This is a genomic window from Blastococcus tunisiensis (assembly GCF_900112815.1).
Lineage (GTDB): Bacteria > Actinomycetota > Actinomycetes > Mycobacteriales > Geodermatophilaceae > Blastococcus_B > Blastococcus_B tunisiensis.
This window is the reverse complement of sequence record NZ_FOND01000012.1, coordinates 91,984-116,488: the sequence shown is the minus strand read 5'-3', so window position 1 is coordinate 116,488 and position 24,505 is coordinate 91,984. Positions and strand designations below refer to the sequence as shown.

The following is a 24,505-nucleotide window of genomic DNA, read 5'->3' as shown; positions in this document are numbered from 1 at the left end:
CTGGGGCTCCTCAGTCGATGATGTTGAAGAGGACGGAGAACGGCACCAGCAGGAAGCCGAGCGTCAGCACGGTCGCGAACCCGAGGGCGAACAGGTTGACCGTCGTCTCCCGGCGCCGGTTGCTCTGGCCCAGGGTCTGGGTGGCGCTCCAGATCCCGTGGCGCAGGTGCATGCCCAGCAGGATGACCGAGATCGCGTAGAAGGCGGTGACCACGGGGTTGGAGAAGCTGGCGACCAGGCGGTCGTAGGGCGTGCTGTCGAAGCCCTCGGCGTTCACCGTGCCGAGGGTGAGGTCGAGGATGTGGAAGATGATGAAGGCCAGCACGATGACCCCGCCCCAGCGCATCGTGCGCGAGGCGTAGCTCTGGGCGGCCGACTTCTTCGTCACGTACCCCTCGGGGCGGGCCCGCTTGGCCTGGCGCCACAGCGAGACGGCGGCCCAGACGTGCGCGACGACGGCGACCAGCAGCACGATGCGGATGATCCAGAGCGTCGTCTCGCCCGGCACCGCGGGATTGCCGACCGTGCGGATCCAGCCCGAGTAGGAGTTGAAGGCCTCCCGCCCGGAGAAGGCCTTCAGGTTCCCGACCACGTGGGCGATGAGGTACAGCACCATGATGATGCCGCTCACGGCCATGACGGCCTTCTTGAAGACGGAGTTCGTCTTCGCCACCTTCGGGGTCCGGCGTCCCGCGTGCGTCACTGTCACCACAGGCACAAAGCTAGGTGCCGGAGCACTTTGCGGCCAGGTAAACACGAGGTGACTCAGCTCATGTAAGGCTGCCCTCACCGCAGCGGGAAGCCCTAGGGTCGGGCCGTGCGAGGGCCGGGTGTCCCGGGTCTCCGCCGATGGAGAGGACGAGGCCGTGCCCGGAGCAACCAGAGGATTCCTCGGCCGCCGCGCGCGTGATCCACGTCTGCCCCCCGGCCAGTACGACGTGGGCGGCGACTGGCCGGTGCTGACCGCCGAGCCCACCCCGCGGATCAGCCCGGAGACCTGGAGCATCACCGTCGACGGGAAGGTGGAGTCGCCGACCACGTGGAGCTGGGACGAGGCCCACCGGCTGCCCCCGTCGGAGTACCGCGGCGACATCCACTGCGTCACCACCTGGTCGAAGTTCGACACGCACTTCGCCGGCGTCAGCGTCGACACGCTGCTCGACGCGGCGCGGCCGACGGACGAGGCGCACTTCGTCATGGCGACGTCGAAGACCGGGTACACGACCAACCTCCCGCTGGAGCACGTCACCGGCGGCAAGGCGTGGGTGGTCTGGGAGTTCGACGGCAAGCCGCTGCCGATCGAGCACGGCGGTCCGGTCCGGCTGCTGGTGCCGCACCTGTACTTCTGGAAGAGCGCCAAGTGGATCGGCAAGCTGACCCTGCTGGCCCGCGACCAGCAGGGGTTCTGGGAGCAGAACGGCTACCACGACCTCGGCGACCCGTGGCGCCAGCAGCGCTACCAGGGCGACTGAGGGTGACCGAGCAGCGGCTCGCCACCGGGTACGTGGCGCCGACCGGAGGATGGCGGACGGCGACCGTCGCCGGGCTCCGTCGTCCCCTGCAGCGCTCGGTCGAGCTGCGGCTGGACGTCCACGACCGGATCGACCACCTGGCCGGCCAGCACTACGTCGTCCGGCTCACCGCCGAGGACGGCTACACCGCCCAGCGGTCGTACTCGGTGGCCTCGGCGCCCGGCGACCCGCTGGTCGAGCTGTTCGTCGAGCGGCTGGACGACGGCGAGGTGTCCGGCTACCTCGCCGACGTCGTGGAGCCCGGCGACGAGCTGGAGGTGCGCGGGCCGATCGGGGGCTGGTTCGTCTGGGACGGCGCGACCCCGGCGCTGCTGGTGGCCGGCGGGTTCGGCGTCGTCCCGTTCGTCGCGATGATCCGGCACGCCCGCGACCTCGGCCGGCTGGACCTGCTGCGGGTGGCGGTCTCCAGCCGCACCCTCGCCGAGCTGCCCTACGCCGAGGAGCTGGTGGACGCCGGCGCGGTCGTCGTCCTCACCCGCGAGCCACGCGGCATCCGACCCGCCGGCCGGCTGACCGCCGCCGACCTCGTGCCGCTGTGGGAACCGGGGCAGACCGCGTACGTGTGCGGGTCCACGCCGTTCGCCGAGGCGGCCAGCCAGCTCCTGGTCGGGATGGGTTTCCCCGCCGCCGACGTCCGGGTGGAGCGGTTCGGCCCCAGCGGCGGGCCCTGACCGCCGCCGTGCGCACCGGTGGACCGGGGAGCCCGGGACGCGCCCCGTCCTGAACTCCTCCGGCCCGCCGGTCGACGGGCCTACGTCCCCGTGGCGGCCTGCAGGGCCGCGCAGGCCTCGCGCTCCAGCGCGACCACCTCGGCGGCGAGCCCGGCCAAGGGGTCCAGGACGGCGAGCCGCCCGGCCTCGTCGAGGTCGAGGCCGGCGGTGAGCGCCTCCGCCTCGTCGGCGAGCGGTCGCAGCCGGTCGGCGCCGGCCCCGCCGAGGAGGAGCTCGAGGCGCCGCTCGGCCAGCCCCCGGTAGGGAGCGAGGGGCCCGGCCACGGCGGTCTCGGCCAGCTGCGCCCACAGGTCCCCGGCCCGGGAGTACAGCCGTGCCGCCTCAGCGAGCGCGGGCTCGTCGAGCAGGCCCGCGGCCGCGGTGAGGAAGTCGGCGTAGAGCGGCCGCATCGCGCCGGGGGAGGAGTGGTCGAAGGTCAGGCAGTCGTGCAGCCGCCGCAGGGCGTGCCCCAGCGCCGGGCCGCTGTCGAAGATCCGGGCCCAGCCCGTCTTCGTGCGCCGGTCGGCGAGCGCGTCGGCCCACCTGGTCAGCCCGCGCAGCCCGAAGTTCCCCGCGCCGTTGCCCGGCATCACGTCCTCGGTCAGGTCGTGCACGGTCACGGCGATCGAGGCGCGCACGGCCGGGGCCAGGTCGACCGGTGCACCCGGCGGCTCGACGACGACCATCCGGTGCCTGCTCGCGCGGTGCGCCGCGCGCGCGGAGGCGAGCACGTCGACCGGCACCTCGAGCGGGGCCAGGGCGTCGTCGTCCAGCAGCGCGACGTCCCCGAGCCGGCCGGCGACCACGACGTCGTAGGGGTCGCTGCCCGGGATGCTGTCGGCCCAGACCTGGTGGCCCAGGCCCGCCCGGTCGACGGTGACCAGCGCGGGGTGGCCGGCGTCGAGGGCCGCGTCGAGCTCCCGGGCGGCCTTGGCCGCGCTGGTCGTCTCGCTGACGTGGTGCGGGAGGCCGGTGCGCTCGAGGGCGCCGACGAGGAAGGGGCGCGGGTGGATCCGCGGCACGATCGTCATCGTCGGCAGGTGCCCGGTGTAGGAGAACGAGAAGTACATGAAGCCGATCCCGCCGGCCAGCCCCGCGGCCATCGGCTCGTCGATCGGCTCGCCGTCGTGCGCGCCGGTGACGCCGAGGGCCTCCAGCAGGTGCGCGAGCAGGGCGCTGTCGTGGTGCCGGCCACCTCCGAAGCGGCGGTACCCGGGGACGAGGCCGGGGTGGTCGGGGACCGGCCGTCCGGCGAGCTGCCGGCGGGCGGTCGTGTACCGCTCGCCGGTGCGGGCCATGCGGGCGCGGACGGCGGCCTTGAGGTGCTTCTGGCTGGTCACGGTGGAACTCCTCGGGGCGGCGCCGGGTCCCGCCCCACGCACCGCCGGACCCGGGCCGCGGCGAAGAGGTCGCACACCGGCTGAGATCGCCCCGAGGACGCAGATCCCCTTTGCCCTCGCGATGCCGGCCTGCGTGGGCGGCCGGTCAGAGGGTGCGGCGGAGGGCACCGCCGCTGCGCAGGTTACCGGAGGGCGGCCCGGGCGACCACGTCCTGGGCCCACCGCTCCCAGGCCTCGGGGGTCCGGCCGCGCTCTCCCGTCAGCAGGAGGCGGACCTCGATGCTGATCAGGGTGAACAGCGTGTCGGCCGCCTCGTCCAGCGACAGTCCCCGCTCGCGCTGGAGGACGTCGCGGCGGGCTGACCCCGCCCGGCAGCCCGTGACCGGCTCCCTCAGCCGAGCAGGACCAGGCCCACCGCTGCGAGGGGGAGCGACACGAACAGGAAGACGCCGACGGCGGTGAGTCCGGCGCCGCCTCCCGGTTCCTCGCGATCGGGCCCACGGCCGAGGAAGGCCCGGGCGTCGTTGGTCGACGCCCGGGACACCGCCGTCCCCCCGGTCAGTGCGAGCAGCCCTCCCACCACCATGAGGCAGATCGCGGTCGCCCGGCGGAACCCGGTGCTGCCGAGGCTCGACCAGACCGCCGCCGCGACGAGGGCCACCGCGGCTCCCGCCACGAGCATGAGCGCCGCCTGTCGCAGTCCCCGCCCCATGCCCGGATCCAACACCGGTTGGTGCCGGATCAGGGGAACGAAGTCCCCGACAGGCCGGTCCTCAGCTCCAGCCGTGCCGCTCGGCCACGGCAACCGCGGCCTGCCGGTCCGGTCGTCAGGGTCAGCGGATGGAACGAGGGGCGGGACGGCAGCTGCCGTCCCGCCCCTCGTCGCAGATCCTGGGGTCAGACCGTCGGCGGCACCATCGAGGCGCTCACCAGCGGCGCCCGGTCCCACACGCGGTGCATGCCGAGCGCGGCGACCGTCGCGGCCGCCAGCTTGGCGTTGGCCTTCTTCCCGGTGAGGACGCCGGGTGCGTCCGGGTCGATCCCCGCGGTCCTCAGCACCTCGACCCCGTCGCCCCAGGCCCCGACCGCCTTGAGGTGGCGGAACGCCTCCTGCAGCATTCCCAGCGCGCGGAAGTCCCCGTCCTTCGGGGCGCCGTCGGCGACGACGATCGCGTCGAACTCGATCGACCGCCCCGTGGCGAAGGTGCGCTCCACGATCTCGACGTCCTTGCCCTTCGCCAGCTGCCCGCCGTGCGGCGCGATCACCCGGAGCAGCGCGCCTTCGGCCTCCAGCGCCTTCCGCAGCGTGGCGATCCCGCTCAGGTCGGCACCGGGGCCGGCGACCACGCCGACGATCCGACCCTCGATCGGGAAGGGCGTCGGCCTGATCTGGCGCAGCGCGGGGGACTCCAGGCGCGGCTTCTCCGCCTTGACCTTCTTCGGCACCGGCAGCCCGAGCCCGGCGGCGACCTGCGCGCAGAGCTTCGCGTCGATGCGCGCGAGCACCGACAGGCCGCGCTCCTTGATCGACTGCTCGTAGCACTTGCCGAGCTCGAAGGTGTACGCGTCGGCCACGTGCTGCTGCTCGACGCCGGTGAGGCTCCGGTAGAACAGCGCCGGCTGGGAGAAGTGGTCGTCGAAGGACGCCGGCGCCGTCCGGCCGACCGCTCCCTCGACGTGCCGCGGCACGTGCACGTAGCCGCCCTCGGCCCAGTCGGCGGGGAAGGGGACGCCGTCGTCGACGCTGTTGGGCGTGTACGGCGCCTGCCCGGTGTGCACCGCCTGCTGCGCGAAGCCGTCCCGGCTGTTGTCGTTCACCGGCGCGTGCGGCCGGTTGATCGGCAGCTGGGTGAAGTTCGGGCCGCCCAGGCGGGTGAGCTGGGTGTCCAGGTAGGAGAAGTTCCGGCCCTGCAGCAGCGGGTCGTTGGTGCCCTCGATGCCCGGCACCAGGTGGCCGGTGTGGAAGGCGACCTGCTCGGTCTCGGCGAAGAAGTTGGTCGGGTTGGCGTTCAGCACCAGCGTGCCGATCGGCTGCACCGGTGCCAGCTCCTCCGGCACGATCTTGGTCGGGTCCAGCAGGTCGATGCCCTCGAACGTCTCCTCGGGGGTGTCGGGGAAGACCTGGATGCCCAGTTCCCACTCGGGGAAGGCGCCGTTCTCGATGGCGTCGGCCAGGTCGCGGCGGTGGAAGTCGGGATCCACGCCACCGGCGATCTGCGCCTCCTCCCAGGTGAGCGAGTGCACGCCGAGCTTCGGCTTCCAGTGGAACTTCACCAGGGCCGTCTCCCGCTCGGCGTTCACCAGCCGGAAGGTGTGGACGCCGAAGCCCTCCATCGTCCGGTAGCTGCGCGGGATGCCCCGGTCGCTCATGTTCCAGATCGTGTGGTGGGTGGCCTCGGTGTGGAGGGTGACGAAGTCCCAGAAGGTGTCGTGCGCCGACTGCGCCTGCGGGATCTCGCGGTCGGGGTGCGGCTTGCCCGCGTGGATGATGTCGGGGAACTTGATCGCGTCCTGGATGAAGAAGACCGGCATGTTGTTGCCGACCAGGTCCCAGGTGCCTTCTCTCGTGTAGAACTTCGTCGCGAACCCGCGGGTGTCGCGCACAGTGTCGGCCGAGCCACGTGAGCCCAGCACGGTGGAGAACCGCACGAACACCGGCGTCTCCAGGCCCTTCTCGGCCAGGACGGCGGCCCGGGTCACCGACGCGGCGGCCCCGTTGGCGGTGAAGACGCCGTGCGCTCCGGCGCCGCGGGCGTGCACGACGCGCTCCGGGATCCGCTCGTGGTCGAAGTGCATGATCTTCTCGCGCAGGTGGAAGTCCTCCAGGAGGACCGGTCCCCGCGGACCCGCCTTGAGCGAGTGGTCGGTGTCCGGGATGCGCACCCCGTTCGGCGTGGTGAGCGTGTCGCCGGCCTGACCCCGGGGATCGCGGCCGTCCTCCGGTCCGTCGTGGCCGACACCGGTGGGGCTGACGGTCCTCGGTGCGGACTGGTCCGGCGTGCGCGCGGGGGGCATGGGAACTCCTGACTGCTGCAGAGTCGTGCGGTCCCCCGGCGGCTACCCGATGTCGTTGCGCAGGCAAACGATCCGTCCCGGTGGGTGGAAACTCCCGGCGGGGGGTAGGCGGGGGCGCGGACGTGTGGCGCTTCCTCCGGCCCCGGCGTCCGACCGGAGAAGGAGGAAGCGTGAACCGGCAGGACCAGAAGCGCGCCCAGCTGGGTGAGACCGACGCGCCCGCGGAGGACGAGGTCGCCGAGGCGTTCGAGAAGATCGTCAGCGAGGGGGCCCAGCGGCTGCACCGCCGGTGGCGGGAGGTGCTGGCGACGGGGCTGGCCGGCGGGCTGGAGATCGCCGTCGGCGTCCTGGCGCTGCTCGCCGTCTACGCCGCGACGGGCAGCCATCTGCTGGCCGGGGTGGCCTTCAGCGTCGGCTTCGTGGCGCTCATGCTCGGCCGCAGCGAGCTGTTCACCGAGGGCTTCCTCGTGCCGGTCACCGCCGTCTTCGCCGGCCGGGCCAGTGCCGCGCAGCTGGGCAAGCTGTGGGCCGGCACCCTGGTCGCCAACCTGGTCGGCGGGTGGCTGGTCATGTGGGTGGTCGTGCAGGCCTTCCCCGACCTGGTGGCCACCGCCGTCGAGTCCGCGGTGCACTTCGTCGAGGCGCCGCTGGACCTGCAGTCGGTGTGCCTGGCCTTCCTGGGCGGCAGCGTCATCACGCTGATGACGCGGATGCAGCACGGCGCCCACACCGAGGGCGGGAAGATCGTCGCCGCCGTCATCGGCGGGTTCCTGCTGGCCGGGCTGCAGCTGTTCCACTCCATCCTCGACTCGCTGATCATCTTCGGGGCCCTGCACGCCGGCGCCCCGTTCGGCTACGGGGACTGGCTGGCCTGGTTCTGGTACACGGTGCTGCTCAACATGGCCGGGGGGTTGCTCGTGATCACCCTGATCCGGCTGGTGCGGAGCAAGGAGCTGATCGAGGAGGAGCGCCGGCGGGCCGCCGCCGACGACTGAGCCGGGCCGTTCGTGCACGGCTCGGCGGCCCGGAGCACATCACAGGGAGCGGCGGGGCGAGCGGGTGCAGCTGCCCGGTCTGCGGCTAGGTTGTCCGCACTGTGCTGCCCGCCGTCACCGCCACCCGCTACGTCACCCCGCTCCGTGAGGGTGGCTCGCTGCCGGGGCTCATGGAGGCCGACGACCTGGGCACCTACGTGGTCAAGTGGCGCGCGGCCGGCCAGGGCGTGCAGGTCCTGGTCGCCGAGGTGGTGTGCGCCGAGCTCGCCCGCGCGCTGGAGCTGCCGGTGCCCGCGCTGGTGACCGTCGACGTCGTCCCGGAGCTGGCCGTGGGGGAGCCGGACGTCGAGGTCCAGGAGCTTCTCCAGCGCTCGGCCGGCCGCAACCTGGGGCTGGACTACCTGCCGGGGGCGCTCGACTTCGAGGCCGGTGCCGACGGCGTGGACCCGGAGCTCGCCGGACGGGTGCTGTGGTTCGACGCCCTGGTCGGCAACGTCGACCGGTCCTGGCGCAACCCGAACATGCTGTTCTGGCACGGCCGGCTGCAGCTGATCGACCACGGCGCCGCGCTGACCTTCCACCACCACTGGCCGGGTGCCGCCGCCGCGGTCGCCCGCCCGTACGACGCGTCCGCGCACGCGCTGCTGGAGTGCGAGCCCCGGGTGCCGGCGGCCGATGCCGCGCTGGCCGGCCGGGTGACCAGGCCGCTGCTGGAGAACGTGCTGGCCCAGGTGCCCGACGAGTGGCTGGACGAGGGGGCGCCGGACGAGCTGCGCACCCGGTACGTGGACCAGCTCCTCGCCCGGCTGGCCGCCCGGGAGTCCTGGCTGCCGCCGCTGGTCGCCGCTGCCGAGGCCGGTGGCGGTGGGCGCCGTCGCGCGCCCCGCGGGGAGAACCGGCCCGCGTGGCTCGGGCCCCCGCCACCGGAGGGGGTGACCCAGCGATGAGCGGCTCCGGGTCGAGGGACACCTTCGAGTACGCGGTGCTGCGGGTGGTGCCCCGGGTCGAGCGCGGTGAGGCGCTGAACGCCGGCGTCCTCGTCTACTGCCGGCAGCGGGACTACCTCGGCTCGCGGGTGCACCTGGACCTACAGCGACTGCACGCACTGGACCCGACCGCCGACGCCGAGGCGATCGGGCGGGCGCTGCAGGCCGCCGCCGACGTCTGCGCCGCCGATCCGGCCGCGGGGGCGGCGGGACGCGAGGCGCTCGGCTCCCGGTTCCGCTGGCTGACCGCCCCTCGGAGCACGGTCATCCAGCCGGGTCCGGTGCACACCGGGCTGACCGCGGACCCCGAGGCGGAGGCCGACCGGCTCCTGCGGCTGCTGGTCCTGCCCGTCGAAGGCTGAGGACCACCTCCTCCCGGCCCCTGCACCGGTCGGTACAGCGGCTGTAGTCAGTCGGGGAGGAGCGCGTCGATCCGCCGGGCCAGCTCCAGGTCGAGCTCGGTGACGCCGCCGGCGGAGTGGCTGACCAGCGACAGGTGCAGGGTGCGCCAGCGGAGGTCGACGTCGGGGTGGTGGTCCATCTCCTCGGCGACGTCGGCGATCGCCACGATCGCGTCCACCGCCTCGCGGAAGGTGGGCAGCTGGACGGTCCGGCGGATCCCGTCGGCGTCCCCGCTCCAGGACGGGAGCGCGTCGAGGGCGGTGGCGACGTCGTCGGGGGAGAGGCGTGGTGGGCGAGGCATGTGGTGATGATGCTGGAACGGCCGCGTCCCAGGGGCCCGCGGCGTGCGGAGCGCGTCGTTCACCGGCCTCGGTGCAGGGGCCCGACGCGAGCGTGCGAGCGGTGGGGGGCAGCGAGGTCCTTCTGGTGGTCCTTCGTCAGGTGTGCAGGCCGCACTCGACCTTGGTCGTGCCCGCCCAGCGGCCGGCGCGCGGGTCCTCGCCCGGCGCGACCGGGCGGGTGCAGGGCTCGCAGCCGATCGAGCCGTAGCCGAGCTCGAACAGCGGGTTGACCGGCACCTGGTGCGCGGCGATGTAGTCGTCCACGTCGCCCTGCGTCCAGGCGGCGAGCGGGTTGACCTTCACCATGCCGCGCTTGGCGTCCCAGTCGACCAGCCGGGTGCCGGCGCGGGTGGCGGACTCGTCCCGGCGGACACCGGACCCCCACGCGACGTAGCCGGCCAGCGCCTGCGCCAGCGGCGTGACCTTGCGCAGGCTGCAGCACAGGTCCGGGTCGCGGTCGTGCAGCTTCGCCCCGAAGGCGAGGTCCTGCTCGGCGACGGTCTGCTCCGGGGTGACGTTCACCAGCGTGACGGGCAGGACCCCGGTGATCCAGTCGCGGGTGCCGATGGTCTCGGCGAAGTGGTAGCCGGTGTCCAGGAAGACCACGTGCACGCCGGGGGCGGCGCGGCCGGCCAGGTGGGCGAGCAGCCCGTCCGCCATGGACGACGTGACCGCGAACCGGTCACCGAACGTCTCCCCGGCCCAGCGCAGCGCGGCGAGCGCCTGCTCGACCGGGTCGGCGATGCGGCCGAAGCGCGCGTCGGCCTCGTCGGCCAGCTCCGGCGAGGCGCCGATAGCGGTCGTCATTCCTGCACCCCCGTCGCGATCAGGCGGACCGAGAACGCCCGCAGGCAGGCGCCGCAGCGCCAGCCGGCGGCCGACTCGCCCTCGTAGGGGGTCAGCTCCTCGTCCCCGCAGTACGGGCAGTGGAACACCGGCAGCTGCCGGGCCCTTCCCGCGCCCGCCTCCTCGGTCATGACGTCGCCTCGCCGGCGCTCGTCGACGTCATGCCCACAGGTGCTGTGCTCTCCGGTGACCTCGCGAGCTCGGTCACAGCAGCCAGTCCTCGTCCGCCCGGGAGACGTAGTGCGCGAACGACTCCCCGGGCGTCCGCCGCTCCAGGAACCCGCGCAGCACCCGCTCGCAGTAGTCGGCGGTCTCTGCCTTGGTCACCTTGTGCCCGCGGAACTTGCGGCCGAAGGTGGCCTCGACGCCGAGGTGACCGCCCAGGTGGACCTGGAAGCCCTCGACCATCTCGCCGGCGGCGTCGCGCACCATCGAGCCCTTGAACCCGATGTCGGCGGTCTGGAACCGGGCGCAGCTGTTGGGGCAGCCGTTGACGTTGATCCCGATCGGGGTGTCGAAGTCGGGCAGCCGCTTCTCCAGCTCCGCGTAGAGGTCCTGCGCGTGCTGCTTGGTCTCGACGATCGCCAGCTTGCAGAACTCCAGGCCGGTGCAGGCCATGGTGCCGCGGCGGAAGGCGCTCGGGCGGACCTGCAGGTCGTGCTCGGCGAGCGCGGCGACCAGGGCCTCGACCTTCTCGTCGGGGACGTCCAGGATGACCAGCTTCTGCTGCGTCGTCGTCCGGATGCGGCCCTGGCCGTACTCGTCGGCCAGATCCGCGATCGTGGTGAGCAGCGAGCCGCTGATCCGGCCGGTGCGCAGCGCGAAACCGACGGCGTTGGCGCCGTCCTTCTGCCGGCTGACGCCCACGTGGTCGCGCTGGTCGTGCTTGGCCGGTGCCGGGGCCGGCCCGTCGGGCAGCTGCACGTGCAGGTACTCGTCCTGCAGCACCTGGCGGAACTTCTCCGGGCCCCAGTCGGCCATGAGGAACTTGATGCGGGCGCGGTTGCGCTGCCGGCGGTAGCCGTAGTCGCGGAAGACGGCCGTGCACGCCGCCCACACGTCGGTGACCTGGTCGGGACGGACGAACACCCCGATCCGCTGGGCGAACTTCGGGTTGGTGGACAGCCCGCCGCCCACCCAGAGGTCGTAGCCGGCCTCGCCGTCGGCGTTCCGCACGCCGACGAAGGAGACGTCGTCGATCTCCGGCTCGGTGCAGTGGTCCACGCAGCCGGACATCGACGTCTTCCACTTGCGCGGCAGGTTGCTGAACTCGGGGCTGCCCACGTACTTCGCGACGGTCTCGGCGATGACGTCGGTGGCGTCGAGCACCTCGTCCTCGAGGATCCCGGCGAGCGGGCAGCCGAGCATGACGCGCGGGACGTCCCCGCAGGCCTCCATCGTGCTCAGGCCCACCGACTCCAACCGCCGCCAGATCTCGGGCACGTCCTCGATGCGGATCCAGTGGTACTGCACGTTCTGCCGGTCGGTGACGTCGGCGACGTCGCGGCCGAAGTCGGTGCTGATCCCGCCGATCACGCGCAGCGCGTCGCTGGTCAGCTGCCCGCCGTCGATGCGCGCCCGCATCATGAAGTAGGAGTCCTCGAGCTCCTCGGGCTCCAGCACGGCGGTCTTGCCGCCGGGGATCCCCTGGGCGCGCTGGGTGTAGAGCCCCATCCAGCGCATCCGGCCGCGGAGGTCCCCGGGGTCGATGCTGTCGAAGCCCCCCTTCGAGTAGATGTCGAGGATCCGCTGACGGACGTCGAGACCGTCGGAGTCCTTCTTCATCCGCTCGTTGGGGTTGAGCGGCTCGCGGTAGCCGAGCGCCCACTGGCCTTCCCCACGCTGGGGACGGCTGCTGACGCGGGTGGGGGTGGTCACGGTCGAACTTCTTCCTGCGCCCGTTCCCCTGCCGTGCCCGGCCGACCAGGGAGGAGCGCTGATGATCGGGGGCGCGGCGGGAGCGGCGCGAGGTGGACCGAGGTCAGCGCGGCGCGGAACAGGCGGCGCTGGAGACGAGCGCGAGGTCGATGTGCAGCCGCGCGACGAGGAGGCTGCCGCGGTCGGTCACGCCCCCCATCGTCGCACAAGTCGACCGGATCGGTGGAGTGACCCGGGATACGGGCCTCCTCAGGCGCCCGGCGCGTCACCGAAGGAACGCCAGGCGTTCTCCAGTGCGACCAGCTCCGCGGCGTGCGCGGGGAGGTCGCCGGAGATGACGTCGGCCAGCGTGACCCCCTCCAGCACCCGGCGGTAGCCCTCGCGGGCGGCCACCCAGACCGACGCCAGCGCCTCGGCGGCGCCCGGGTAGGCGACCTCCTCGGGGCGCCGGCCGTGCACCTCGGCGAGGAACCCCTGCTCCACCCGCATGACCCGCGCGATCGAGATCTCCGACGGCGGGAGGGCGAGCCGGTAGCCACCCTCCCGGCCGCGCTGGCTGGTGACCAGGCGGGCGTGCTGCAGGTCGCCGAGGATGGTCTGCAGGAACCGGGCCGGGATGCCCTGGTTGGTGGCGATGCGCTCGGCGGTCAGGGCCTCGGGGGCCACCGCGGCCAGCTCGAGAGCAGCGCGGACGGCGTAGTCCACGCGGGCGGTGATGCGCACTGTGCTCCTCTGCGGGGCTGCTCTGCCCGGTCCGGCAGGTCGGCGCAGCCGGGGTTCTGCCGGCCCATCCTGCCGGTTCTGCCAGGCTGGACCCGTGTTCCGGCTGCGATTCACCACGATGGTGGAGGCGCCGCTCACCGTGGCCTTCGACGTGGCCCGCGCACTCGGGCGTCCGTGGGGTTCGCCGCTGGAGGAGCTCGTCTCGGTCCGGCCGGAGCTCGACGTGCACGCGGGGGCCCCGGGGCCGGGCGGGCGTCGGCTGACCCACTCGCGGCGCTTCTCTGCCACCGCCGCGGGCACCCTCGTCGAGGAGCAGCTGGACTGGGAGTCCGCCGGATGGCTGGGGGGCCTGCGCGACCGGCTGGTCCTGCGCCGGCGGATCCGCCGGGCGATGCGGGCGCACCTGGACGCCTACGCCGTGGCCGCCGAGCGCCGGGCCCTGGACGTGCTGCAGGTGGTGGGCGCGGCGATCGTCGACGACGGCCGGCTGCTCGTCGCGAAGCGGGCGGGCGGCCCCTACGACGGGCTCTGGGAGTTCCCGGGCGGAAAGGTCGAGCCGGGGGAGTCGCAGCTCGCCGCACTGGTGCGCGAGATCGAGGAAGAGCTGGGCGTCCCGATCACCCCGGAGGACTTCCTCGGCGAGGTGCTGCTCGACGGCGTCGTGGGTGGCGGTCCGCCGGGCAGCTCGACCCTGCGGGTCTGGTCGGCGCGCCTCGCCGGTGGGGTGCCGGTGGCGCGCGAGCACGCCGAGCTGCGCTGGGTCCGGGCCGACGAGCTGGACGCGCTGGACTGGATATCGGCCGACCGCCCGCTCGTCCCCGCCGTCCGCGCCCTCCTGCGCGACGTCCGACGGCCCGCCTGAAGGCCCCCCGACGGCACGGACGCCGCGGCTCGGGGAGCCGCGGCGTCCGTCGTCGGAGCGTCCTGCCGGGCCCTCCCGGAGGACGCCGCCGACGGGACGGCGCTACTTCTTGAAGGCGTCCTTGAGGTTCTCGCCGGCCTGCTTGAGGTTGCTCTTCGACTCCTCCTTCTGCCCCTCCGCCTGCAGATCCCGGTCGCCGGTCTGCTCGCCGACGGCCTGCTTGCCCTTCCCGGAGACCTCTTCGATCTTGTTCGTCAGCTTGTCCGTGCCACTCATCGCGCGTGCCTCTCCCTCGGGATCCGTGTCGAGGGGACAGGTACCCGGGTCGGCGGCCGGCCGAACCCGCTGCGGAGGCGTCGCCGGAAGCTGTCCGGCGGACGGCGTGAATGAGAGGAAGGACACGCGGCGGGACGGCGGTTCGCGGTGTGGATGTTGCGGCTGAGGCGAGGGTCACGCATGGAGGTCACAACTCGATGACGGCCGTGGACACCCTCTTCGCGGCGTGCCTAGGGTCCTTCCGTCGTACTGGGGAGGTCTGTGCCACCCGGGTGCGTTTCGATCGTGACCAATCAGTCGTCCGACGGCCCTCTGCTGGGCTCGGATCGACCTGTCCGTTCCCCCCGCGCACGCGGGTCGAGGGAGGCCTTGCACGTGAAGTTGAGCAAGCGCAGCAGTTCACTGGTCGCGACGGCCATCGCCGCCGCGCTGGTGATGACCGCCTGTGGCGGTAGCGACGACGAGGGCAGCGAGGGGGAGAGCGGCGCCGCCGGCGGCACCTACAGCATCGCCCTCTACAGCGACCCGGAGAACCCGCTCGTCCCGAGCAACACCTCGGAGAGCGAGGGCGCGCAGGTCCTCGAGGCCCTGTGGACCGGTCTGATCCAGTACGCCGCCGACGGCTCCGTCGAGTACACCGGTATCGCGGAGTCCATCGAGTCGGAGGACAGCCAGACCTGGACGGTCACGCTGAACGACGGCTGGACCTTCCACGACGGCACGCCGGTCACCGCGAGCTCGTTCGTCGACGCGTGGAACTGGGCCGCCTACAGCGAGAACGCCCAGGGCGCCTCGTACTTCTTCTCGAACATCGAGGGCTACGGCGACCTGCAGGCCGAGACCGACGACGCCGGCAACGTCGTCTCCCCGGCGATCGCCACGGAGATGAGCGGGCTCGAGGTCATCGACGACCAGACCTTCGAGGTCACGCTGGCGGCGCCGTTCGCCCAGTTCCCGGTCACCGTCGGGTACAACGCCTTCCACCCGCTGCCGGAGGGCTTCTTCGACGACCCGGAGGGCTACGGCGCACTGCCGATCGGCACCGGCCCGTTCAAGGCCGACGAGGAGTTCGTGCCGGGCCAGGGCATCACGCTGTCCCGCTACGAGGACTACGCCGGCCCGAACCCGGCGCAGGCCGACACGGTCGAGTTCCGTGTCTACAGCGATGTCGACACCGCCTACCTCGACGTGCAGGGCGGCAACCTCGACGTCTCGCCCGACCTGCCCCCGGACGCCATCGCCTCGGCGGAGGACGTGTTCGGCGACGCCTTCCTCGAGGCGCCGTCGTCGGGCTTCCAGTACCTCGGTTACCCGGTGTACGACGAGCGCTTCTCCGACCCGCGCGTGCGCCAGGCCTTCTCCATGGCCATCGACCGCGAGGCCATCTCCGAGGCCATCTTCCAGGGCACCAAGCAGCCGGCGGACTCGTTCGTCGCGCCGATCGTCGACGGGTACCGCGAGGGGGCCTGCGAGTACTGCGAGCTGGACCCCGAGGCGGCCAACGCGCTGCTCGACGAGGCCGGGTTCGACCGCACGCAGCCGATCGAGCTGTGGTTCAACTCCGGCGCCGGTCACGACGCCTGGGTGCAGGCGGCCGGTAACCAGATCCGGGACAACCTGGGTGTCGACTACGTCCTCCGCGGCGACCTCGACTTCGCCCAGTACCTCCCGCTGCTCGCCGACAAGGGTGTGACCGGTCCGTTCCGGCTCGGCTGGTCCATGGACTACCCGAGCCCGCAGAACTACCTGGAGCCGCTCTACTCGGCCGCGGCGATCCCGCCGAACGGCTCGAACCGCGTCTTCTACGTGAACGAGGAGTTCGACGCGCTCGTCCAGCAGGGGAACTCGGCCGAGAGCAACGAGGAGGCCATCGAGTTCTACAACCAGGCCGAGGACATCCTCATCGAGGACATGCCGAGCATCCCGATGTTCTTCGACGTGGAGCAGGCCGTGCACGCCGACACCGTGTCGGACGTGGTGATCGACGTGTTCGGGCACATCCGCACCGCCGAGGTCAGCGTCAACTGACGCGGCGCCCGTAACACCGCACCATCCCCGCCGCCGGGGGTGCTGTCCCCGTGACAGTCACCCCCGGCGGCGCGGAGCGTGTGGGGGCTGACAGCATTCCCACCGACGCCGCACAGGGTGCCGGCCGCACACACAGAACCGAGGGGGGACATGGGCCGCTACGTGGCGCGCCGCCTCTTGCTCACGATCCCGGTCATGCTGGGCGCATCGTTCCTGATCTTCGCGATGGTGTTCGCGCTGCCGGGGGACCCGATCGCGGCCCTGGCCGGCGACCGGCCGATCGCGCCCGCCGTGGCCGCCCAGCTGCGGGACGACTTCAACCTCGGCGACCCGCTGTGGCTGCAGTACGCCAAGTACGTGGGCGACCTGGTCCAGGGCGACTTCGGTACCGACTTCGCCGGCCGCCCGGTCCTGGACACCATCCTCCAGCGGCTGCCGGTGACCGCCAAGCTCGCGCTGGTCGCGGTCCTGTTCGAGATCGTGATCGGCATCGTGGCCGGCGTCCTGGCCGGCATCCGGCGGAACAGCTTCTTCGACAACCTGGTGCTGGTGTCGACGACGATCGTGGTCTCGGTGCCGATCCTGGTGCTGGCGTTCCTCGCCCAGTTCGTCTTCGGCCTGAAACTGGAGCTGTTCCCGATCGCCGGCGTCCGCGACGGCTGGTACAGCTACCTGCTGCCCGGTCTGGTCCTCGCCGCCGGGTCGGTCGCGTACGTCGCGCGGCTGACCCGCACCAGCATGGCGGAGAACCTGCGGGCCGACTACGTGCGGACCGCCCGCGCCAAGGGGCTCAAGCCGAGCACGGTGGTGGTCCGGCACACCCTGCGCAACAGCCTCATCCCCGTGGTGACGTTCATCGGCGCCGACATCGGCACGCTGATGGGCGGCGCCATCGTGACCGAGACGGTGTTCAACATCCCCGGCATCGGTCGCGCCGTGTTCGAGTCGATCCAGCGGCAGGAGGGGGCGGTCGTCGTCGGGATCGTCACGCTGCTCGTCTTCTTCTTCATCTTCTTCAACCTGGTCGTCGACGTGCTGTACGCCGTCCTCGACCCGAGGATCCGCTATGACTGACCGCCACCTGACCGACGCCGGGCACGACGAGGTGGGTGCCGGGCGGGTCACCGGGGTCGCGGACGCGGCCGACACCCAGAACGAGACCGAGACGGCGACGCAGGGCAGTCTGTGGAGCGACGCCTGGAAGGCGCTCCGGAAGAGCGTGCTGTTCTGGCTGGGGGCGGTCCTCGGCGTCGGCTTCATCCTGATGGCCGTGTTCCCGCAGCTGTTCGCCCGCGGCGCGAAGCCGCGGGACTGCGACCTGGCGAACTCCGCCGACCCGCCGTCGGCGGCGCACTGGTTCGGCTTCGACCAGCAGGGCTGCGACTACCTCGCCCAGGTGGTCTACGGGGCGCGCAACTCCCTGATCATCGGTGTCCTGGCGGTGCTGTTCATCCTGCTGCTCGGCGTGATCGTCGGGGCGATCGCCGGGTTCTACGGCGGCTTCACCGACGGCCTGCTCTCGCGGGTCGCCGACATCTTCTACGCCATGCCGCTGATCCTCGGGGCGCTCGTGCTGCTGCGGGTGGGGCCGTCCACGGACATCCCCGTCATCAGCGATCGCGGGGCGGGGGCGGTCGCCATCGCGCTCGCGGCCTTCGGCTGGATGACCGCCATGCGGCTGGTCCGCTCGCAGGTCATCTCGGTGAAGAGCGGGGACTACGTGGCCGCGGCCCGCGCGATGGGCGCCGGTGACACCCGCATCCTGGTGCGGCACATCCTGCCCAACGCCGTCGCCCCGGTCCTGGTCTACGCGACGATCACGGTCGGCATCCTGATCGCGGCCGAGGCGACGCTGACCTTCCTCGGCGTCGGCCTGCAGCGGCCGGCGATCTCCTGGGGCCTGCAGATCAACGAGGGGCAGAACCTGCTGCGCACGGCACCGCACATCGTGCTGTTCCCGAGCGCCGTGCTGACCCTGACGGTCATGGCCTTCATCCTCATGGGCGACGCCCTGCGCGACGCCCTCGACCCGAGGCAGCGTTCATGAGCATCTCCTCCGGCGCGACGGCGGCACCGCGGGGCGGCGCGGTGGGGTCACCGTTGCTCGCCGTCGACGACCTGCAGGTGGAGTTCCGCACGGGCTCGGGCGTGGTCAACGCCGTCAACGGGATCAGCTACACCCTGGCCCAGGGGGAGACCCTCGCGATCCTGGGCGAGTCCGGGTCCGGCAAGTCGGTCTCCGCCCAGGCGATCATGGGCATCCTCGACACCCCGCCCGCCCACATCACCGGCGGCACGGTCGTGTTCGAGGGCCGGGACCTGCTCACCCTGCCGCCCGAGGAGCAGCGGCAGGTGCGTGGCCCCGGCATCTCGATGATCTTCCAGGACGCGCTGTCGGCGCTGAACCCCGTGTACAGCGTGGGGTTCCAGATCGGCGAGATGTTCCGCGCGCACCAGGGCCTGTCGAAGAAGGACGCCAAGCGCAAGGCCGTCGAGCTGATGGACCGCGTGCGCATCCCGGCCGCGGCGCAGCGGGTGAACGACTACCCGCACCAGTTCTCCGGCGGCATGCGGCAGCGCGTGATGATCGCCATGGCCATCGCGCTCGACCCGAAGATCCTCATCGCCGACGAGCCGACCACCGCGCTCGACGTCACGGTGCAGGCGCAGGTGATGGACCTGCTCAAGGACCTGCAGCGCGACACCGGGATGGGCCTGATCCTGATCACCCACGACCTGGGCGTGGTCAACGAGGTCGCCGACAACGTGGCCGTCATGTACGCCGGGCGCATCGTCGAGCGGGGCACCGTGGACGACGTCTTCAGCAGGCCGGCGATGCCCTACACCGAGGGGCTCATGACCTCGATCCCCCGGGTGGAGGCGAAGGGCGGCCGGCTCGTGCCGATCTCCGGGCAGCCGCCGAACCTGGCCCGCATCCCGTCGGGCTGCCCGTTCCACCCGCGCTGCCCGCGGCGCCGGATCGGCGCGGAGGCGGCGCCTGGCCGCGACTGCGCGGTCGACCACCCGCCGCTGCGCCTGGTCGTCCCCGGCCGCGAGGCCGCGTGCCACTACAGCGAGGAGGTGCTCGGTGTCTGACGACAGCTCCCGGCCGTCCGACCGGGACCAGGAGGTCGCTCGCGCCGCCGCGGGCGCGACCACCGGCTCCGGCGCGTCCGAGCACGGCGGGACGACGGCGTCCGAGCCGCTGCTGCAGCTCAAGAACCTGGAGAAGCACTTCCCCCTCACCCAGGGGATCGTGTTCAAGAAGACGGTCGGGCACGTCCGTGCCGTGGACGGCGTCACCCTGACCCTCGGCCGCGGGGAGACGCTGGGACTGGTCGGCGAGTCCGGCTGCGGCAAGTCGACGGTGGCGAAGCTGCTGGTGGCGCTGGAGAAGCCCAGCGACGGGCAGATCCTCTACAAGGGCCGGGACGTGGCCCGGATGGGCCGGCGCGACCTCAAGCAGTACCGACGCGAGGTCCAGATCATCTTCCAGGACCCGTACGCCTCGCTGAACCCGCGGATGACCGTCGGCGACATCGTTGCCGAGGGCTGGTCGGTGCACGCCGACATCGCCCCGAAGAAGGGCCGGCTGCAGCGCACCCAGGAGCTCATGGACCGGGTCGGGCTCAACCCCGACTTCGTCAACCGGTACCCGCACCAGTTCTCCGGCGGCCAGCGCCAGCGCATCGGCATCGCCCGGGCCCTGGCGCTGCAGCCGGAGGTCATCGTCTGCGACGAGCCGGTCTCCGCGCTCGACGTCTCGGTGCAGGCCCAGGTGGTGAACCTGCTCGAGGACCTGCAGGACGACTTCGGCCTCTCCTACCTCTTCATCGCCCACGACCTGTCGGTGGTCCGGCACATCTCCGACCGCGTCGCCGTCATGTACCTCGGCAGCGTGGTGGAGGAGGGCACGGACTCCGACGTCTACGGCTCGCCGTCGCACCCCTACACCCAGGCGCTGCTGTCGTCGGTCCCGCTGCACGAGCCGCACCTGCGGGGCCAGAAGGACCGCATCCTGCTGCAGGGCGACGTGCCGAGCCCGGCGAACCCGCCCTCGGGGTGCCGGTTCCGCACCCGCTGCTGGAAGGCCCAGGACATCTGCGCCACCGAGCCGCCGGCGCTGGTCGACCGCGGGCAGGGCCACCCCGCCGCCTGCCACTTCGCCGAGGCGCGGTCGGTCGTCCCCGTCGACGTCGAGTGACCCGCGCCGGGATCAGGGCACCTGATCCCGGCGCGTCCTCCCTCGTGGTGCGCGGTGGGGGAGGACGCCGCGCGGTGAGGGAGGACGACGGGGGGACGGCGTCGGCCCCCGTGCGATCCGGCAGGATCGCGGTGTGACTGCCGACCGACGCATGCTGCTCGTGCACGCCCATCCCGACGACGAGACGATCAACAACGGGGCCACCATGGCCCGCTACGTCGCGGAGGGGGCCCAGGTCACCCTGCTCACCTGCACGCTGGGCGAGGAGGGCGAGGTCCTCGTCCCCGAGCTCGCGCAGCTGGCCGCCGACCAGGCCGACCAGCTCGGCGGCTACCGGATCTGGGAGCTGCGGGGCGCCATGGAGGCCCTCGGCGTCGGCGACATCCGGTTCCTCGGCGGACCGGGCCGCTACCGCGACTCCGGGATGATGGGCGTGCCCTCGAACGGTCGTCCCCGGGCGTTCTGGAACGCCGACCTGGCCGAGGCGATCGCGCACGCGGTGGCCGTCGTCCGCGACGTCCGGCCGCAGGTGCTGGTCACCTACGACGAGAACGGCGGCTACGGCCACCCCGACCACATCCAGGCGCACCGGGTGGCGATGGGGGCGGTCGAGGCGGCGGCCGACCCCGCCTACCGCCCGGACCTGGGCGAGGCCTGGACGACGGCGAAGGTCTACTGGTGTTGCGTGCCCCGGTCGGTGGTCCAGCGGGGGATCGACGCCATGGCGGCCGCCGGAGACGACTCGTTCTTCGAGGGCGTCCGGAGCGCCGACGACGTCCCGTTCGCCGTGCCGGACGACGTCGTCACCGCGGCCGTCGACGGCTCCGCGCACATGGCGCAGAAGGACGCCGCCATGCGCGCCCACCCCACCCAGATCCTGGTGGACGGCCCGTTCTTCGCCCTGTCCAACAACCTGGGCCACGAGATGCTGAGCGTCGAGTACTACCGGCTGGTCCGGGGCGAGCGCGGGACGGCCGGGCCCGGTCCGCAGGGCTGGGAGGACGACCTGTTCGCGGGCACCACCGGATGACGGTCGGCGAGCGGCTGGGCTGGGGTGCGGCCGCCGTCGTGGTGGCCACCTGGCTCGCCCTGGTCGAGGTCTTCTGGCTGCCGCTGCGCGCCGGGGGCGTCCTCGTGCCCGTGTCGGTCCTGGCCGCGGTGGTCGGGAACCTGCTGCTCCCCGTGGCGGCGCTGCGCCTCTCCGGCAGCCGGCTGGTCGCGCTGCTGCCCGCCCTGGCGTGGCTGGTGGTGGCCGTCGGCGCCATGCTGCGCCGTCCCGAGGGTGACCTGGTCATGACCGGGGCCGGCGACCTCGGGGTGCTGAACCTGGTCTTCCTGATGCTCGGCGTGCTCGCCGCCGCCGTGTCCGTGGGCCGGGTGCTCGGCGGGTCCCGCCGTCCGGTCGCACCGGCGCGGTCCGCGCCGGCCGCCGGCCCGGCCAGGACCACCGCGGGTCAGCCGGGCGTCGGCTAGGAGGGCCGCGGGCCAGGAGGGGGCTACGAGGGCCGGGGGAGCCCGCCGCGGGGGACGAACGCCGGCTGCCCGGCCAGCCAGGTGAGGAAGCGCTCGGCGGGCATGGGGCGGGCGATGTGGTAGCCCTGCGCGTAGTCGCAGCCCCAGGCGCGCAGCGCGGTGAGCGTCGCGGCGTCCTCCACGCCCTCCACCACCATGCCCATGCCCAGGTCGAGGCTCAGCTGGAGGGTGCTGCGCACGATCGCGGACGCCCGCTCGTCGGAGGTGAGGTCGGTGACGAAGCTCCGGTCCAGCTTGAGCTCGTCGACCGGCAGCGCGCGCAGGTACGCCAGCGAGGAGTAGCCGGTGCCGTAGTCGTCGATCGACAGCCGCACCCCGAGCCGGCGCAGGCCGGCCATCACCTGCTGGCTGCGGGCGGTGTCGGCCATGAGCACGTCCTCGGTGATCTCGAGGATCAGCGCCCCGGCCGGCACGTCGAACGCGTCGAGCAGCATCTCCACCTGCTCGGGCAGCGCGACGTCCTGCAGGTTGGAGACCGACAGGTTGACCGCCACGGACAGGTCCAGCCCGCCCGCGCGCCACGCCTGCAGGTCGCGCAGCGACCGCTCCAGGACGCGCAGGGCCAGCCGGCGCATCAGGCCGGCCTGCTCGGCCAGCGGGAGGAACACGTCGGGGAAGACCAGCCCCCGTTCGGGGTGCTGCCAGCGCACCAGCGCCTCCACCCCGACGACGCTGCCGCTCCGGAGGTCCAGCTTCGGCTGGTAGTGCACGTCGAGCTCGTCGCCGTCCAGGGCGCTGCGCAGCTCCTCGAGCGTCTGCAGCCGGTCGCGGGAGGCCGGGGTGCCGTCGGGCGCCCAGGTCTCGACGCCGCGCCGGCCACGCTTGGCCAGGTGCATGGCGGTGTCCGCGCGGGCCAGCAGCAGGGAGCGGTCGCGGCCGTGCTCGGGGCAGAGCGCGACGCCGATGCTGGCGTCGACGTGCAGCGGCATGCCGTCGAGCACGAAGGCGTCGCGCAGGGCGGCGCCGAGGTGCCCGGCGACCTCGGTGGCCCGGGCGGCGTCGGCACCCGGGAGCAGGACGGCGAACTCGTCGCCGCCCATCCGCGCCAGCAGGTCGCCGGGGTGCAGCGCCCGTTCCAGGCGCGGACCCACCAGGCAGAGCAGGTCGTCGCCCACGCTGTGCCCGAAGCTGTCGTTGATCTCCTTGAAGCGGTCGAGGTCGATCATCAGGACGGCGCAGGTGGCGTCCTCGGCGCGGTAGACGGTGGCCTCGAGCTGCTCGATGAAGCGGCGGCGGTTGGCCAGCCCGGTCAGCGGGTCGTGGTGGGCCTCGGTGGCCAGCTGCTCGAGGCGCAGCTGCTCCACCGCGCGCAGGGCGGCGTTCTCGACGACCAGGGCACCCTCCAGGGTCACCTGCCGCACCGCCTCCCGGACCTCGGGGGACCAGCAGGTGCGGGCTCCGCCGGTCGCGCCGGTCACCACCAGGCCGAGCAGCCGGTCGCCGGAGAACAGCGGCACCGAGACGTAGGAGGCGAGGTCGAGGGCGTGGGCCAGCCGCGGGTCCAGCAGCTCGCTGGCGCCGGCGTCCTCCACGAAGAGAGGCAGCTTCTGCTCGGCGGTCAGCCGCCACAGCGGGACGTCCCCGGCCGGTCGGCCGACCAGCTGGGTGGCCACCACCTGCTTGTGCGCGTCCGGCCAGTCGACGTGCCGCACCTCGCCGATCCGGCCCTCGTCGTCGAGCAGGTAGGCGGCGCTGCGGTCGGTGCCGGCCAGGCGTTGCACGGCGCGGGCGAGCACCTCGGCGGCCTCGGCCACCCCGGTCGCCCCGGCGCCGTCCACCAGCAGCTGCCGGACGACGCGCGCGGTGGCCAGCGAGGCCGCCCGCGCCTGGCTGGTCCGGGCCTGCTCGATGACGCCGCCCAGGTGCGCGCCGGCGGCCGCGGCCAGCCGGCGGACGTCCTCGGAGAACGGGCGCACCTGGGTGCTGTCGAGGGTGAGCACCCCCGCCAGGTCCGGGCTGCGCCCGAGGGGCACGGCCAGGCCCGACGCGATGTCGAAGTTGTCGACCCACCAGCCGGAGAGCAGGCCGGAGTCCCGGTCGGCGGTCATCGGCTCGCCGGTCCGCAGCACCGTCTCGGCCAGCTGGAGACCGACCGGCGCGTTGCGGAACTGCTCCCAGGTCGCGGGGTCGCGGCGTCCGTCGGCGTAGGCGGCCATGCGCGGGACCAGGCGGCCGTCCTCGAGCAGGAAGATGCAGGCCCGCTCCACCTCCCCGAGCTCGGCGAGCCGGTGGCACGCCGAGCCGAGCAGGTGGTCCATCGACTGGGCCTTGGCGGCGGACTCGATCAAGCCGAGCAGCACCTCGGCCTGCGCGGTGCGGCGCTTCTCCGACCGCCGGGTCCAGGCCTCGGAGAGCGCGAGCGCCAGCTTGGGGGTGACCTGGCGGAGCAGGTGCGGCGCGGCCGCCGCGGCGGGCTCGACGGTGAGCACGCCGACCACCTCGCCGTCGACGAGCAGCGGCTCGCCGTGCGCCGACGTCACGCCGCGGGCCGCCATCTCCCGGTCCGAGGCGCGCTTCCCGTCCGCTCGGGCGACGAGCGGACGGCGGCTGCGGATCACCGCGGCGAGGAAGGGGGAGCGGCTGAGGGAGAGGGCCGTGCGCGGGGTGCCCTCGGTGACCTGGCGCGGATCGGCCATGGACGTGCGGAAGGGCACGGCCATGGCGGTCGACGCCTCGTGCACCCACACCGAGATCCGGGTGGCGCCGGCGGACGCGCGCAACCGGGCGAGCTGGTTCTCCAGCGCCGCCTGGGCGTCGTACGGGGACGCCGGCGGCCGGGGCCGCGGCGTCGTCCCGGGGTGCGCCTTCGCTGACACAGGATCAAGATCGGCATC

24 protein-coding genes are annotated in these 24,505 nt (G+C 73.0%); 13 read left to right on the top strand and 11 right to left on the bottom strand.

The features are described 5' to 3' along the window. Positions 1 to 10 precede the first annotated feature (10 nt). Positions 11 to 712, bottom strand: coding sequence for a succinate dehydrogenase cytochrome b subunit (locus BM142_RS15750; protein ID WP_092200816.1), 702 nt, complete (start codon positions 710 to 712; stop codon positions 11 to 13). A 154-nt stretch (positions 713 to 866) separates the two neighbouring features. Between BM142_RS15750 and BM142_RS15745 the strand changes: the two genes are divergently transcribed. Then, positions 867 to 1,472 carry a sulfite oxidase-like oxidoreductase gene (locus tag BM142_RS15745; RefSeq protein WP_092200968.1) on the top strand — a complete coding sequence of 202 codons (606 nt, stop codon included), beginning with the start codon at positions 867 to 869 and terminating at the stop codon, positions 1,470 to 1,472. A gap of 2 nt (positions 1,473 to 1,474) precedes the next feature. Further along, positions 1,475 to 2,203 carry an FAD-binding oxidoreductase gene (locus tag BM142_RS15740; protein ID WP_254791007.1) on the top strand — a complete coding sequence of 243 codons (729 nt, stop codon included), beginning with the start codon at positions 1,475 to 1,477 and terminating at the stop codon, positions 2,201 to 2,203. An 80-nt stretch (positions 2,204 to 2,283) separates the two neighbouring features. On the opposite strand, the gene BM142_RS15735 is transcribed toward BM142_RS15740, so the two are convergent. The 3 genes from BM142_RS15735 to BM142_RS15725 form a co-directional block, all read right to left on the bottom strand. Next, on the bottom strand, positions 2,284 to 3,582 hold the full coding sequence (locus BM142_RS15735; protein ID WP_092200813.1) for a BtrH N-terminal domain-containing protein: 1,299 nt from the start codon (positions 3,580 to 3,582) through the stop codon (positions 2,284 to 2,286). A gap of 391 nt (positions 3,583 to 3,973) precedes the next feature. Next, a complete protein-coding gene (locus BM142_RS15730; protein WP_092200810.1) occupies positions 3,974 to 4,294 on the bottom strand; it encodes a hypothetical protein in 321 nt (106 codons plus the stop codon). Positions 4,295 to 4,479: 185 nt separating this feature from the next. Beyond that, positions 4,480 to 6,597: a catalase gene (locus BM142_RS15725; protein ID WP_092200807.1), complete on the bottom strand. Its 2,118-nt coding sequence runs from the start codon at positions 6,595 to 6,597 to the stop codon at positions 4,480 to 4,482. A gap of 170 nt (positions 6,598 to 6,767) precedes the next feature. Here BM142_RS15725 and BM142_RS15720 point away from each other — a divergent pair, with 170 nt between their 5' ends. From BM142_RS15720 to BM142_RS15710, 3 genes are all read left to right on the top strand, one after another. Next, positions 6,768 to 7,592, top strand: coding sequence for a formate/nitrite transporter family protein (locus BM142_RS15720; protein WP_092200804.1), 825 nt, complete (start codon positions 6,768 to 6,770; stop codon positions 7,590 to 7,592). A 101-nt stretch (positions 7,593 to 7,693) separates the two neighbouring features. Further along, the gene (locus BM142_RS15715) at positions 7,694 to 8,539 is read left to right on the top strand and encodes a HipA family kinase (protein ID WP_092200801.1); all 846 of its coding nucleotides are present in this window, start codon (positions 7,694 to 7,696) and stop codon (positions 8,537 to 8,539) included. After that, the gene (locus tag BM142_RS15710) at positions 8,536 to 8,940 is read left to right on the top strand and encodes a DUF3037 domain-containing protein (RefSeq protein ID WP_092200798.1); all 405 of its coding nucleotides are present in this window, start codon (positions 8,536 to 8,538) and stop codon (positions 8,938 to 8,940) included. The genes BM142_RS15715 and BM142_RS15710 overlap by 4 nt, the downstream gene beginning before the upstream one ends. Positions 8,941 to 8,987: 47 nt before the next feature. On the opposite strand, the gene BM142_RS15705 is transcribed toward BM142_RS15710, so the two are convergent. The 5 genes from BM142_RS15705 to BM142_RS15690 all read right to left on the bottom strand — a co-directional run bounded on the left by BM142_RS15705 (position 8,988) and on the right by BM142_RS15690 (position 12,768). Then, positions 8,988 to 9,281 carry a 4a-hydroxytetrahydrobiopterin dehydratase gene (locus BM142_RS15705; protein ID WP_092200794.1) on the bottom strand — a complete coding sequence of 98 codons (294 nt, stop codon included), beginning with the start codon at positions 9,279 to 9,281 and terminating at the stop codon, positions 8,988 to 8,990. 136 nt (positions 9,282 to 9,417) lie between these two features. Then, entirely contained in the window at positions 9,418 to 10,128 is a 711-nt protein-coding gene (locus BM142_RS15700; RefSeq protein WP_092200791.1) for a phosphoadenylyl-sulfate reductase, read from the bottom strand. Further along, a complete protein-coding gene (locus BM142_RS24230; protein WP_139228901.1) occupies positions 10,125 to 10,298 on the bottom strand; it encodes an Insertion element protein in 174 nt (57 codons plus the stop codon). Before BM142_RS24230 ends, BM142_RS15700 begins: the two co-directional genes overlap by 4 nt. Before the next feature lie 73 nt (positions 10,299 to 10,371). Next, positions 10,372 to 12,045, bottom strand: coding sequence for a nitrite/sulfite reductase (locus BM142_RS15695; RefSeq protein WP_092200789.1), 1,674 nt, complete (start codon positions 12,043 to 12,045; stop codon positions 10,372 to 10,374). A gap of 249 nt (positions 12,046 to 12,294) precedes the next feature. Then, complete coding sequence (locus BM142_RS15690; RefSeq protein WP_092200786.1) at positions 12,295 to 12,768, bottom strand: RrF2 family transcriptional regulator; 474 nt, start codon at positions 12,766 to 12,768, stop codon at positions 12,295 to 12,297. A gap of 94 nt (positions 12,769 to 12,862) precedes the next feature. Between BM142_RS15690 and BM142_RS15685 the strand changes: the two genes are divergently transcribed. Then, complete coding sequence (locus BM142_RS15685; protein WP_092200783.1) at positions 12,863 to 13,630, top strand: (deoxy)nucleoside triphosphate pyrophosphohydrolase; 768 nt, start codon at positions 12,863 to 12,865, stop codon at positions 13,628 to 13,630. Positions 13,631 to 13,732: 102 nt separating this feature from the next. On the opposite strand, the gene BM142_RS15680 is transcribed toward BM142_RS15685, so the two are convergent. Continuing rightward, positions 13,733 to 13,906, bottom strand: a complete 174-nt coding sequence (locus tag BM142_RS15680) for a CsbD family protein (RefSeq protein ID WP_092200781.1) — start codon at positions 13,904 to 13,906, stop codon at positions 13,733 to 13,735. A 375-nt stretch (positions 13,907 to 14,281) separates the two neighbouring features. Here BM142_RS15680 and BM142_RS15675 point away from each other — a divergent pair, with 375 nt between their 5' ends. From BM142_RS15675 to BM142_RS15645, 7 genes are all read left to right on the top strand, one after another. After that, positions 14,282 to 15,934, top strand: coding sequence for a peptide ABC transporter substrate-binding protein (locus BM142_RS15675; protein WP_217640745.1), 1,653 nt, complete (start codon positions 14,282 to 14,284; stop codon positions 15,932 to 15,934). Positions 15,935 to 16,084: 150 nt separating this feature from the next. Beyond that, positions 16,085 to 17,008: an ABC transporter permease gene (locus BM142_RS15670; protein WP_092200778.1), complete on the top strand. Its 924-nt coding sequence runs from the start codon at positions 16,085 to 16,087 to the stop codon at positions 17,006 to 17,008. Continuing rightward, positions 17,001 to 17,981, top strand: coding sequence for an ABC transporter permease (locus BM142_RS15665; RefSeq protein WP_092200775.1), 981 nt, complete (start codon positions 17,001 to 17,003; stop codon positions 17,979 to 17,981). Before BM142_RS15670 ends, BM142_RS15665 begins: the two co-directional genes overlap by 8 nt. Next, positions 17,978 to 19,030 carry an ABC transporter ATP-binding protein gene (locus BM142_RS15660; RefSeq protein WP_092200772.1) on the top strand — a complete coding sequence of 351 codons (1,053 nt, stop codon included), beginning with the start codon at positions 17,978 to 17,980 and terminating at the stop codon, positions 19,028 to 19,030. The genes BM142_RS15665 and BM142_RS15660 overlap by 4 nt, the downstream gene beginning before the upstream one ends. Continuing rightward, the gene (locus tag BM142_RS15655; protein WP_092200768.1) at positions 19,023 to 20,138 is read left to right on the top strand and encodes an ABC transporter ATP-binding protein; all 1,116 of its coding nucleotides are present in this window, start codon (positions 19,023 to 19,025) and stop codon (positions 20,136 to 20,138) included. The genes BM142_RS15660 and BM142_RS15655 overlap by 8 nt, the downstream gene beginning before the upstream one ends. A 133-nt stretch (positions 20,139 to 20,271) precedes the next feature. Continuing rightward, positions 20,272 to 21,168, top strand: coding sequence for an N-acetyl-1-D-myo-inositol-2-amino-2-deoxy-alpha-D-glucopyranoside deacetylase (gene mshB / locus BM142_RS15650; RefSeq protein ID WP_092200765.1), 897 nt, complete (start codon positions 20,272 to 20,274; stop codon positions 21,166 to 21,168). Beyond that, positions 21,165 to 21,611, top strand: a complete 447-nt coding sequence (locus tag BM142_RS15645) for a hypothetical protein (RefSeq protein ID WP_092200762.1) — start codon at positions 21,165 to 21,167, stop codon at positions 21,609 to 21,611. Before mshB ends, BM142_RS15645 begins: the two co-directional genes overlap by 4 nt. 23 nt (positions 21,612 to 21,634) lie before the next feature. Here BM142_RS15645 and BM142_RS15640 read toward each other — a convergent pair whose 3' ends face one another. Further along, the gene (locus BM142_RS15640) at positions 21,635 to 24,487 is read right to left on the bottom strand and encodes a bifunctional diguanylate cyclase/phosphodiesterase (RefSeq protein ID WP_092200759.1); all 2,853 of its coding nucleotides are present in this window, start codon (positions 24,485 to 24,487) and stop codon (positions 21,635 to 21,637) included. Between the last annotated feature and the right edge of the window lie 18 nt (positions 24,488 to 24,505).

Bases quoted from the DNA above. Each gene is read 5' to 3' on its own strand.
- BM142_RS24230 (WP_139228901.1), bottom strand. From the start codon at position 10,298: ATGACCGAGGAGGCGGGCGCGGGAAGGGCCCGGCAGCTGCCGGTGTTC.
- BM142_RS15730 (WP_092200810.1), bottom strand. From the start codon at position 4,294: ATGGGGCGGGGACTGCGACAGGCGGCGCTCATGCTCGTGGCGGGAGCC.
- BM142_RS15700 (WP_092200791.1), bottom strand. From the start codon at position 10,128: ATGACGACCGCTATCGGCGCCTCGCCGGAGCTGGCCGACGAGGCCGAC.
- BM142_RS15705 (WP_092200794.1), bottom strand. From the start codon at position 9,281: ATGCCTCGCCCACCACGCCTCTCCCCCGACGACGTCGCCACCGCCCTC.
- BM142_RS15645 (WP_092200762.1), top strand. From the start codon at position 21,165: ATGACGGTCGGCGAGCGGCTGGGCTGGGGTGCGGCCGCCGTCGTGGTG.
- BM142_RS15680 (WP_092200781.1), bottom strand. From the start codon at position 13,906: ATGAGTGGCACGGACAAGCTGACGAACAAGATCGAAGAGGTCTCCGGG.
- BM142_RS15710 (WP_092200798.1), top strand. From the start codon at position 8,536: ATGAGCGGCTCCGGGTCGAGGGACACCTTCGAGTACGCGGTGCTGCGG.
- BM142_RS15665 (WP_092200775.1), top strand. From the start codon at position 17,001: ATGACTGACCGCCACCTGACCGACGCCGGGCACGACGAGGTGGGTGCC.
- BM142_RS15725 (WP_092200807.1), bottom strand. From the start codon at position 6,597: ATGCCCCCCGCGCGCACGCCGGACCAGTCCGCACCGAGGACCGTCAGC.
- BM142_RS15670 (WP_092200778.1), top strand. From the start codon at position 16,085: ATGGGCCGCTACGTGGCGCGCCGCCTCTTGCTCACGATCCCGGTCATG.
- BM142_RS15660 (WP_092200772.1), top strand. From the start codon at position 17,978: ATGAGCATCTCCTCCGGCGCGACGGCGGCACCGCGGGGCGGCGCGGTG.